This window comes from Kocuria tytonicola (assembly GCF_003687455.1).
Lineage (GTDB): Bacteria > Actinomycetota > Actinomycetes > Actinomycetales > Micrococcaceae > Kocuria > Kocuria tytonicola.
Genome location: NZ_PHOA01000086.1, coordinates 1 through 10,363 on the forward strand (window position 1 = coordinate 1; position 10,363 = coordinate 10,363).

10 protein-coding genes and 1 tRNA gene are annotated in these 10,363 nt (G+C 71.4%); 9 read left to right on the forward strand and 2 right to left on the reverse strand.

Annotated features, from left to right (window positions below; all coding sequences use genetic code 11):
• Positions 1-46: 46 nt before the first annotated feature.
• From scpB to CWC38_RS09245, 6 genes are all read left to right on the forward strand, one after another.
• Positions 47-664 carry an SMC-Scp complex subunit ScpB gene (scpB, locus tag CWC38_RS09220; RefSeq protein WP_338067539.1) on the forward strand — a complete coding sequence of 206 codons (618 nt, stop codon included), beginning with the start codon at positions 47-49 and terminating at the stop codon, positions 662-664.
• 7 nt (positions 665-671) lie between these two features.
• A complete protein-coding gene (locus CWC38_RS09225; protein ID WP_121846471.1) occupies positions 672-1,775 on the forward strand; it encodes a pseudouridine synthase in 1,104 nt (367 codons plus the stop codon).
• Positions 1,772-2,890, forward strand: coding sequence for a prephenate dehydrogenase (locus tag CWC38_RS09230; protein ID WP_121846472.1), 1,119 nt, complete (start codon positions 1,772-1,774; stop codon positions 2,888-2,890). The genes CWC38_RS09225 and CWC38_RS09230 overlap by 4 nt, the downstream gene beginning before the upstream one ends.
• Positions 2,890-3,642, forward strand: a complete 753-nt coding sequence (cmk, locus tag CWC38_RS09235) for a (d)CMP kinase (protein WP_121846473.1) — start codon at positions 2,890-2,892, stop codon at positions 3,640-3,642. The genes CWC38_RS09230 and cmk overlap by 1 nt, the downstream gene beginning before the upstream one ends.
• Positions 3,639-5,183 carry a ribosome biogenesis GTPase Der gene (gene der, locus CWC38_RS09240; RefSeq protein ID WP_121846474.1) on the forward strand — a complete coding sequence of 515 codons (1,545 nt, stop codon included), beginning with the start codon at positions 3,639-3,641 and terminating at the stop codon, positions 5,181-5,183. Before cmk ends, der begins: the two co-directional genes overlap by 4 nt.
• Before the next feature lie 312 nt (positions 5,184-5,495).
• Positions 5,496-5,572: transfer RNA gene (locus CWC38_RS09245), tRNA-Pro, on the forward strand.
• 54 nt (positions 5,573-5,626) lie between these two features.
• On the opposite strand, the gene CWC38_RS09250 is transcribed toward CWC38_RS09245, so the two are convergent.
• Entirely contained in the window at positions 5,627-6,394 is a 768-nt protein-coding gene (locus tag CWC38_RS09250; RefSeq protein WP_121846475.1) for an alpha/beta hydrolase, read from the reverse strand.
• A gap of 291 nt (positions 6,395-6,685) precedes the next feature.
• Here CWC38_RS09250 and CWC38_RS09255 point away from each other — a divergent pair, with 291 nt between their 5' ends.
• Complete coding sequence (locus tag CWC38_RS09255; RefSeq protein WP_121846476.1) at positions 6,686-7,159, forward strand: hypothetical protein; 474 nt, start codon at positions 6,686-6,688, stop codon at positions 7,157-7,159.
• Between the two features lie 27 nt (positions 7,160-7,186).
• Positions 7,187-8,335, forward strand: coding sequence for a MalY/PatB family protein (locus tag CWC38_RS09260; RefSeq protein ID WP_121846477.1), 1,149 nt, complete (start codon positions 7,187-7,189; stop codon positions 8,333-8,335).
• A 58-nt stretch (positions 8,336-8,393) separates the two neighbouring features.
• Here CWC38_RS09260 and CWC38_RS09265 read toward each other — a convergent pair whose 3' ends face one another.
• The gene (locus tag CWC38_RS09265; protein WP_121846478.1) at positions 8,394-10,085 is read right to left on the reverse strand and encodes a cation:proton antiporter; all 1,692 of its coding nucleotides are present in this window, start codon (positions 10,083-10,085) and stop codon (positions 8,394-8,396) included.
• Between CWC38_RS09265 and CWC38_RS12415 the strand changes: the two genes are divergently transcribed.
• On the forward strand, positions 10,024-10,363 hold a 340-nt coding region (locus CWC38_RS12415; RefSeq protein ID WP_276309576.1), incomplete at its 3' end, for a GTP-binding protein. The genes CWC38_RS09265 and CWC38_RS12415 overlap by 62 nt on opposite strands.

The following is a 10,363-nucleotide window of genomic DNA, read 5'->3' on the forward strand; positions in this document are numbered from 1 at the left end:
CCCCTCATCAGCCCCCACGCAGCAGTACGACGACCTCCACGCCCGGTTGGAAGCCGTCCTCATGGTCGCGGCGGCGCCCGTGTCCCTCGAGGAGTTCGCCCGCGTGACCGGGGAACCCGAGCACCGCGTGCGCAGCGCCCTGGAGCACCTCACCGCGGACTACGACGGGGTGATCGGAAACACCCTCGATGCTCCGCGCCAGGACGGATCCGCGGGATACGATGGACGGTCGGCCACGGCGGCCGGTCGCGGAACCGTGCGGACCCCGCGCGCTCGAGGCTTCGAGCTGCGCGAAGTGGCCGGAGGATGGCGGATCTACTCCCGCAGCGACTACGCCCAGCTCGTCACGGACTTCGTGGTGGAGGGCAGCAGCTCGCGGCTCTCGCAGGCCGCGCTGGAGACGCTCGCCGTGGTGGCCTACCTGCAGCCGGTGTCCCGCTCCCGGGTCTCCGCCATCCGCGGCGTGAACGTGGACGGCGTCGTTCGGACCCTGGTGCAGCGCGGTCTGCTCACCGCACACGAACGCGAGGACGGCACGGGCTCCGTGCTGTACTCCACCACCCCGCTCTTCCTGGAAAAACTCGGTCTCGGCTCGCTGGACGAGCTCCCGGACATCGCACCGCTGCTGCCGGGAACCGACCAACTTGACGACATAGAGGACTGATCGACGCATGGCACCATCACACGGCAACTCGTCCCGCGGCGGCGGGGCCCGCGGCCCCCAGGGCCGCGGCAAGGGCTCCCAGGCCGGATCCAAGGGCGGCTTCCGCTCCGGACCCGGCAAGAAGTCCGGCGACGCCGCCGGCGGCCGCGGCTACGGCAAGACCACCGGCGCGAAGGGCCCATCCGCGGGACGGGGCAAGGGCCCCAACGCCAAGGGCCCGGGCAAGCCCAAGGCCGCGGCCGCGCAGAAAGGCCCCCAGAAGCCCCGCGCGTTCGCGGGCGTGGACAAGTACGAGCGCCGCGCCTCGGCGATCAAGGAGCACGGCCCGCACCGGCGGCGTCGTCCCAAGAACCCGCCCGTGGACCGGCTGGAGGTGCACGACGAGAACGGCGTGCGGCTGCAGAAGCTCATGGCGCAGGCGGGCGTGGCCAGCCGACGGGTGTGCGAGGAGATGATCCAGGACGGACGCGTGACCGTGGACGAGCAGGTCGTCACGGAGCTGGGCGTGCGCGTGGACCCCGCGCTGCAGGCCGTGCACGTGGACGGCATGCGCATCCAGACGGACGAGAAGCTCGTCTACTACGCGTTCAACAAGCCCGCCGGGGTGGTGTCCACCATGGAGGACCCGGACGGGCGCCGTTGCGTGAGCGACTACCTGGACCCGCGCAAGCACCAGCGCGTGTTCCACGTGGGCCGCCTGGACGTGGAGACCGAGGGCCTGCTGCTGCTCACGAACGACGGTGAGCTCACCAACCGGCTGACCCACCCCTCCTACGAGGTGCCCAAGACCTACCTGGTGCAGGTGCACGGGCCCGTGGAGAAGGGCATCGGCAACCAGATGAAGGAGGGCATCCGCCTCGAGGACGGCGTGGCGAAGGTGGACGACTTCCGCCTGGTGGACTCCACCCCCGGCCACGTGCTCATCGAGGTGGTGCTGCACTCCGGGCGCAACCGGATCGTGCGCCGCATGTTCGAGGCCGTGGAGCACCCCGTGGAGAAGCTGGCCCGCACCCACGTGGGCCCCATCGCGATCGGGGACCAGAAGCAGGGCACCGTGCGCAAGCTCTCGCACACCGAGGTGGGCAACCTCCTCGCGTCCGTGGGGATGTGAGCGTGGTCCCTGCGATCGCCTCCAGCACCGGTCCCGTGCTCGTGGTGGGCTCGGGCCTGCTCGGCGCGAGCATCGGGCTGGGTCTGCGGCACCTGGACGTGGAGGTCCTCATCCGGGACGCCTCGCCCACCACGGAGGCCGTGGCCCAGGACATCGGTGCCGGCCGCTCCGTGCGCGCCCTGCGGGACGCCGGGGAGCACGTGCCCGAGCCCACGCTCGTGGTGGTGGCCGCACCCCCGGACGTGGTGGCCGAGATCGTGGTGGACGCCCTCGCGCAGCACCCGCACGCCGTGGTCCTGGACATCGCCTCGGTCAAGGCCCCGATCCTCGACGCCGTCGCGGCGGCGGGCGCGGACCTCACCCGGTACGTGGGGACCCACCCCATGGCCGGGCGGGAGAAGTCCGGTCCGGTGGCGGCGCGCGGCGAGCTGTTCACCTCGATGCCGTGGGTGATCTGTCCCGGTCCCGCCACGGGAGCCGCGGCCATCGCCGCGGCCAAGAACCTCGCGGTGGACCTGGGGGCAACCCTGACCGTGATGGAGCCCGCGGAGCACGACGAGACCGTGGCGCTGATCTCCCACCTGCCGCAGGTGATGTCCTCGCTGCTGGCCTCCCGGCTGCAGGACACCCCGCTGCACCACCTGTCCCTGGCGGGCCAGGGGCTGCGGGACACCACCCGGATCGCCGGATCGGACCCCGCGCTGTGGGTGCAGATCCTCGCGGCGAACGCGCGGCCCGTGGTGCAGTCCCTCTACGAGGTCCGGGAGGACGTGGAGCGGCTGATCGCCACCCTGGAGGACCCGGCCGGGGACGGTGCCCGCCTGGGCATCGCCCGGCTGATGGCCGAGGGCAATGCCGGTCAGGCCCGGATCCCGGGCAAGCACGGCGGTGCGCCCAAGGCCTTCGCCACGTTCACCGTGGCGGTGGACGACACCCCCGGCACGATCGCCCGGCTGCTCACGGAGATCGGCGAGATCGGGGTCAACCTGGAAGACATGCGCCTGGAGCACTCGCCCGGGCAGCCCGTGGGTCTCGTGACGGTCTCGGTGGAGCCGAACCGGTACGCGGACCTCGTGGAGGAGCTGCAGACACGCAGCTGGAAGGTGGTGCAGTGATGAACGCACGGGATGCGAACGCACGGCTCGTGATCGCGATCGACGGGCCCTCGGGGTCCGGGAAGTCCTCGGTGTCCAAGGAGGTGGCCCGCCGCTTCGGCCTGGCCTACCTGGACACGGGAGCCATGTACCGCGCGGTGACGTGGTGGTGCCTTGAGTCCGGCGTGGACCTGCATGACGCGGACGCCGTGGTGGGTGCCGCCGAGACGGTGCCGCTGGAGCTGGGCACGGACCCGGACGAGGAGCGCATCCTCGTCAACGGGGAGGACGTCCGCACGGCAATCCGCGGTGACCTGGTGACCGACCACGTCTCGCAGGTCTCCACCACGGTGCCCGCCCGCGAGGTGCTTGTGCGGATGCAGCAGGACGTCATCCGGGACAGCGGGTACCGGATCGTGGCCGAGGGCCGGGACATCACCACCGTGGTGGCCCCGGACGCGGACGTCCGGATCCTGCTGACCGCCTCGGAGGCCGCGCGGCTGGCGCGGCGGGGCAGGCAGCTGGGCGCGGCGGCGTCGTCGAACCTGGAGGCACAGGTGGTGGGCCGTGACGCGAAGGACTCCACCGTGGTGAACTTCACCCAGGCGCAGGACGGCGTGCAGCTGCTGGACTCCTCCGACCTGACCATGGAACAGACCGTGCAGGGCGTGATCGACCTGGTCATCCGCGCCACCGACAGCACAGACCACGGGGCCGGGACGGCCCCCGACGAGACGGGCGCTGACGCCCCCGAGGAAACGAGGCAAGCATGAGCGCACCCGACGAGCCCACGGTGGACTCCTACGAGCAGTCCGTGCTGGGCGGGGGCAACGAGGACATCTCGCAGCGTCTGGCGGCGATCGACGACACCGAGGCCGAGGCGCGCGCGCAGGCGCTGCGCGAAGGACTTGCGGACTACGAGCTGGACGACGAGGACGCGGCGCTGCTCGCGGACTGGATCGACGGCGAGGACGACCGCGACGCCCGCCGTCCCGACCCGGTCGTGGCCGTGGTGGGCCGCCCCAACGTGGGCAAGTCCACGCTGGTCAACCGTGTGATCGGCCGCCGCGAGGCCGTGGTGGAGGACACCCCGGGCGTGACCCGTGACCGCGTGTCCTACAAGGCGGAGTGGAACGGCAAGAACTTCACCCTGGTGGACACCGGCGGCTGGGAGCAGGACGCCAAGGGCATCCACAAGCGGGTGGCGGACCAGGCCGAGCTGGCCGTGGAGAACGCGGACGCCGTGCTGCTCGTGCTGGACGTGACCGTGGGCGTCACCGCGACCGACGAGGCCGTGGTGAGCATGCTGCGCCGCGTGAAGAAGCCCATCATCGTGGTGGCGAACAAGGCGGACTCCCCGCAGCTGGAGATCGAGGCGACCGCGCTGTGGTCCCTGGGCATGGGGGAGCCGTTCCCGGTGTCCGCGCTGCACGGCAAGGGCTCCGGCGACGCGCTGGACGCCCTGGTCAAGGCGCTGCCCGAGTTCTCCGAGGTGGCCGAGGCCGAGCTCGAGGGCGGCCCGCGCCGCGTGGCGCTGATCGGGCGGCCCAACGTGGGCAAGTCCTCGCTGCTGAACAAGCTGGCCGGGTCCGAGCGCGTGGTCGTGGACGAGACCGCGGGCACCACGCGTGATCCCGTGGACGAGATCGTGATGCTGGGCGGGGAACCGTGGCGCTTCATCGACACCGCCGGCATCCGGCGCCGCGTGCACCTGCAGCAGGGCGCGGACTTCTACGCCTCCCTGCGCACGCAGACCGCACTGGAACGCGCCGAGGTGGCCGTGGTGCTGCTTGCCGTGGACGAGGTGCTCTCGGAGCAGGACGTGCGCATCCTGCAGATGGCCGTGGACTCCGGGCGTGCCCTGGTGCTCGCGTTCAACAAGTGGGACACCCTGGACGACGAGCGCCGCTTCTACCTGGAGCGCGAGATCGAGCGCGACCTCGCGCACGTGTCCTGGGCCCCGCGGGTCAACATGTCCGCGAAGACCGGGTGGCACAAGGACAAGCTGGTCCCCGCGCTGCACACGTCCCTGGACTCGTGGGACCGCCGCATCCCCACCGGGCGCCTCAACGCGTTCCTGGGGGAGATCGTGGCGGCCCACCCCCACCCGGTGCGCGGCGGCAAGCAGCCCCGCATCCTGTTCGGCACGCAGGTGGCCTCGCGGCCGCCCAAGTTCGTGCTGTTCACCACGGGCTTCCTGGACCCCGGCTACCGCCGGTTCATCCAGCGCCGCATCCGCGAGACCTTCGGCTTCGAGGGCACCCCGCTGGAGGTCACCATGCGCGTGCGGGAGAAGCGGCAGCGCAAGCGCTGAGCCCCCGCGGTGCCGTTGTCGGGCCGTTCCCGGGTTTCCCCGGGAGCGGCCCGTTGCGCTTACGGGGGAAGAGCTGCGGGGGACGACGACGCCGCGCTGCAGGGGGCGCACGCTCCTCGCCGCCCGCGCGCGGGCCGCAAGGGCATGGCCCCCAGCGCGACAGCAGGTCCCGGCGCGCCATCCGTCCGAGAGCGGACGAGGGGACGAGGTGGCGGCTCCGCCGGGGGGAGCGGACCGATGTGAAAAACGAGACCGGGTGGGGTAATGTATCCCAGGTGTTCGGCACTGGTTCGCCAGGGCTGAGCGTGGTCGCGGGATGTGGCGCAGCTTGGTAGCGCACTTGACTGGGGGTCAAGGGGTCGCAGGTTCAAATCCTGTCATCCCGACCATTCACCCCGGTGGGACGGTTGTCCTGCCGGGGTTTTTCATGACCCATGAACGGCTCACGTGTTCCGCGTGAGCCGCACCCACCCGTCGGAGAGCGCGGCCCGCAGGTCCGCCGAGCGGGAGACCGCCGGCAGCGCGCGGGCGAGGCACTCCACGGCGTCGTAGCCCTCGTGGTCCACCCCGGGGAGGACGTGCAGGTGGGTGTCGAAGCCCGCCGCCCGGTAGGCCGCGACACCTTCTTCCGCGGCGCTCAGCGCGCTCCACTCCGGGGGGTTGGTGGCGCCGTCCACGTCCCGATCTCCCACCCACCAGTGCATGGCGGTGGACCCGATGCACGGGTGGGCCTTCTTCTTGGTGGCCACGGGGTGGTTCGCGCCGCCACCCCCGATGATGATCGCCCCGCCGCTGGTCATGCCCTTGATGCCGCGGTCCAGCAGCTCGTACGTGATGAACTCCGCGCCCCCGCTGTAGCCGAGCAGCCAGATGTTCGAGGAGTCCACCCCGGGGTTCTGCGCCACGAGGTGCTCGTGCAGCGCCCGGAAGTATCTGCCGTTGGCCTTGCAGTCCTCCCACCACGTGTAGCCGTCCCCGGAGCCGTCCTCGTCCGGGGTGTTCACGGCCACGAACATGAGGTTCCGAGCCTGCGCGGCAATGGCCAGCCGGGCGAGGTCACCCTCCTCCGGCCAGTTGATCGAGGTATCGTCCAGGTCCCAGTAGTCGCCGTCGAAGTAGTACAGGATCCCCGCGGTGCCCGTGCGCCACACGTGGTACCACGAGTTCAACCCGTTCGGAGCGGTGAAGTCGATGAACGTCTCCGGCGTCATGATCCCCCCAGATCGTCAGGCGGCGGCCCCGGCGGCGGTGCGTGTCCGGTGCCGTGTTTCCGCCAGTATGGCGCAGCCGGCTGGACGTCCTCGCTGACAACCCCGCTGACGACGCCGGTGCCTCACCTCCCGCTCCCGAGCCGCGAGACGAACGGGTGCGCCGAGAAGCACGGAACGGACACGGGAGGGACGCCGCGGCGTCATGCTCCGTGTGTACCCGCGTGGGTGTGGCCGTGACGGGCCGCACCTGTCAGGCTGGGACCACCAAGCCGCACCGAGAAGAGGAATCCCATGAGCAGCGTCATCAGCACGTATCTGCAGGACCACCACGCCGGATCGGCCGCGGGGGTGGATGCCTTCCGCCGCGTCGCCGAGTTCCACGGGGACGAGCGGGTGCGGGAGGAGGTGGGACGGTTGGCCGCGGAGGTCGAGGCGGACCAGACCGCCCTCGAGGAGATGATGGCCGCGCTGGGCGTGAAGCCGGCGCCCTTGAAGGACCTGCCGGCGCGGGCTGCGGAGAAGGTGGCGCGGCTGAAGCCGAACGAGCGGTTCAACCGGCGCTCGCCGCTGTCCGACGTCGAGGAGCTGGAGGCGCTGGTGGCCGCCGTGCACGCCAAGGGCCTGGGGTGGCGCTTGCTCTTGGAGGTCCCGGACGACAGGCTGGACTCGGACATGCTCCGGGACCTGCACGCGCGCGCCCTGGAGCAGGAGAGGACGCTGGAGCAGCTGCGGCTCGGACAGGCCGGGAAGCTCACGCAGTCCTGACGCCCGCAGCGCGCCCGGAAGGACCCCATGACCACCGCCGACCAGATGCCCTCCCTGCGCCGACGCACGAGCACCAAGTGGCGCAGCTACGCGGATGACGTCCTGCCCATGTTCATCGCGGAGATGGACTTCCCCACGCCGCCGCCGGTGAAGGCCGCGCTGGAGGCCGCGGTGGCGAACAACGACACGGGCTACGCCGCCACCGCGGACCGGGGAGCGGCCACGGCGTACGCGGACTTCGCGGCGGCACGCTGGGGCTGGCGCCCCGACCCGGAACGGATCATGTACACCACGGACGTCACCGTGGTGATCGTGGAATCCCTGCGCCGCCTCATCCGCCCCGGTGACGGCGTGATCCTCACCCCGCCGGTGTACGCCCCGTTCTACGCGCTCGTCGCGGAGGCCGGCGGGCACCCGGTGGAGGTGCCGCTGCAGGACGACGGTGCCGCGTACCGCCTGGATCTCGCGGGGATCGACGCCGCCCTGGCCGCCGGCGCCCGCGCGGTGCTGCTGTGCAACCCCCACAACCCGCTGGGCCTGGTGCACTCCCGCGAGGAGTTGGCCGAGCTCGCCCGGATCGTCGAGAAGCACGGCGCGCACGTGGTGAGCGACGAGATCCACGCGCCGCTCACGCACCACGGCGTCACGTTCACCCCGTACCTTTCGGTGTCCCAGGAGGCCCGGGGCCACGGGGTCGCGGCGGCCTCCGGGAGCAAGGCGTTCAACCTGGCGGGGCTCAAGGCCGCCATGTTCGTGGTGGACTCCGAACCCATGGCCGAGTGGCTCCGAAGCGTGCCGGACGCGGTGTCCTACCGCACCGGGATCATGGGGCTGCTGGCCACCCGGGAGGGCTTCCTGCACTGCACCGAGTGGCTGGACCGCACCGTGGAGGTCATCCAGGCCAACATCGACCTGCTGGAGCGGGAACTCGCCGCGAAGCTGCCGCAGGTCACCCTGCGGCGCGGCCGTGCCACGTACCTCGCGTGGCTGGACATGCGGGCCCTGGGATGGGGTGAGGACCCCGCCGCGCACGCCGTGGAGCACGCCCGGGTGGCGCTGTCCTCCGGGCCCACCTTCGGAACGGGTGGGGCGGGCTTCGCGCGGATGAACCTGGCGTGCGCCCCGGAGACGATCGTGGAGGCCGTGGACCGGCTGCGGGCGGCCGCGGAGAACTGAGGCGCACGGGCGGACAGCGACGCCGCGTGGCGGGTCCGCGCGCGGCGTCGCCAGTCCCTCAGTCGATGACCATGTTGCGGCGGTCCAGGAACTGCTGCGCGGCCTCGATGGTCTGGGACCGGTAGACCCCGGAGGCCTGGGCGTCCAGCAGGGCGTCCTGCTGGGCCTCCAGCAGCTTGCGCTGCAGCTCCTGCTGCTCCTGGCGCGCGGTGGTCCAGACCTGCATGGTCTCGGTGGACACGGTCTCCGGGATCTTCCGCGTGCGCTGCCTGGTCAGCTCCAGGACCTTCTCGCTGTACGGCTGGCCGTCGTCACGGTGCAGGGTGGGGGACTCCAGCAGGTTCACGGAGGCTTCCGTCAGCGTGTTGATCAGGCGCGTCAGCTCTCGCTGCAGCTCCTCCTCGTCCGAGCCGCGGATGCCCAGGATGCGGATGAGCAGTGGCAGGGTGCCGCCCTGCACCACGAGCGTCACCACGGCCACCGTGAACGCGATGAGGATCAGCTGGGGCCGGTACGGCAGGTCCTCCGGCAGGGTCTGGGCGGCGGCCACGGTCACCACCCCGCGCATCCCCGACCACGCGATCACGAAGCCGCCCCGCTTGCCGATGCCCTCGTTGCTGAAGAACGTGGCGTCCGCCTGTTTGCGCGTGATCATGCGGCGCATCGTGGTCATCCGCCGCTCGGGGATCTCGGGGAGGGCGTCGAGCCGCTGGAAGGCGTCGTCGAACCACTGCGACTCCCCGCGGGCGCGCTCCTGCTGCCGGGACATCACCGCGATCATCGGTGCCACGAACGCGAAGCGGAGCACGAACAGCACCACCGTGACCAGCAGACCGAGCCACAGGGCGTCGCCCACGCTGAGGTGGGCCTCCTGCACCTCGTCCACGAGCACCGCGATCTGCAGCCCGAGCACCAGGAACACGCCGTGCTCCAGCAGCAGCAGGACCGTGCGCCAGTTGGTGCGCTCGGACACGCGTGCCTGGGAGGAGAGCAGCCGCGGGGATTTGATCCCCGTGACGATCCCCGCGACCACCACCGCGAGCACACCTGAGGCTTCGAGGTGCTCGGCGGGCATGAACGCGATGAACGGCACCACCAGGGACATCGCCGTGCTGGTCACGGGCTGCTCCAGGTGGGCCCTGATCTGGATGGACACCCACCCCACCAGGACGCCGATGAGCACCGCCACCACCACGGCGTAGCCGAAGTCCGCGAGCACCCCGCCCACGCTGATGGCCCCGGCGGTGGCCACCACGGCCGAGCGCAGCATCACCAGGGCCGTGGCGTCGTTCACGAGACCCTCGCCCTCCAGGATCGTCACCAGACGGTTCGGCAGACCCAGGCGCTTGCCGATCGACGTCGCGGCCACGGCGTCCGGCGGGCTCACGACGGCACCCAGCGCCACCGCGGCGGCAAGACCCAGGCCCGGCAGCAGCCACCACAGCAGCAGACCCACCGCGAAGGCGGAGGCGATGACGAGAACCACGGACAGGGCACCGATCGCGCCCAGGTTGCGCCGGAAGTCCGTGGCGGGCATGTTCACGGCCGCGGCGTACAGCAGCAGGGGCAGCACGACGTCCAGGATGATGTCCGGGTTCATCGTGACGGTGGGCACTCCGGGGATTAGGCTCAGGCCCACCCCCACGACCACCAGGAGGATGGGCGCGGCCACGCCGATGCGGTCCGAGATGGCGGTGACGGCCACCACCACGACCACCGCGAGCACGGCCAGCAGGGTCAGCTGGTCCACGGGCACCTCTTTCGTCGGAATCGCCCCGAGTGTATCCGCGGGCACGGCAGGGCACGGCGCACCTCCGGTAGCATCGACCACCCCCGCGGCCGCGTGCCGCGACCCCCGCGACCCACCTCGACCCGTGGAAAGGGAGACCGTGTCCCAGACCGTTCCCGTGCTGATCCTCACCGGCTACCTGGGGGCCGGCAAGACCACCGTGCTGAACCACCTGCTGGGCACGGGGCACGCGCGGATCGGGGTGGTGGTCAACGACTTCGGCGAGGTCGGTGTGGATG

Excerpts from the sequence above, each read along its gene's own strand:
- CWC38_RS09260 (WP_121846477.1), top strand. The coding sequence starts at position 7,187 with ATGACCACCGCCGACCAGATGCCCTCCCTGCGCCGACGCACGAGCACC.
- cmk (WP_121846473.1), top strand. The coding sequence starts at position 2,890 with ATGAACGCACGGGATGCGAACGCACGGCTCGTGATCGCGATCGACGGG.
- der (WP_121846474.1), top strand. The coding sequence starts at position 3,639 with ATGAGCGCACCCGACGAGCCCACGGTGGACTCCTACGAGCAGTCCGTG.
- CWC38_RS09250 (WP_121846475.1), bottom strand. The coding sequence starts at position 6,394 with ATGACGCCGGAGACGTTCATCGACTTCACCGCTCCGAACGGGTTGAAC.
- CWC38_RS09255 (WP_121846476.1), top strand. The coding sequence starts at position 6,686 with ATGAGCAGCGTCATCAGCACGTATCTGCAGGACCACCACGCCGGATCG.
- CWC38_RS09225 (WP_121846471.1), top strand. The coding sequence starts at position 672 with ATGGCACCATCACACGGCAACTCGTCCCGCGGCGGCGGGGCCCGCGGC.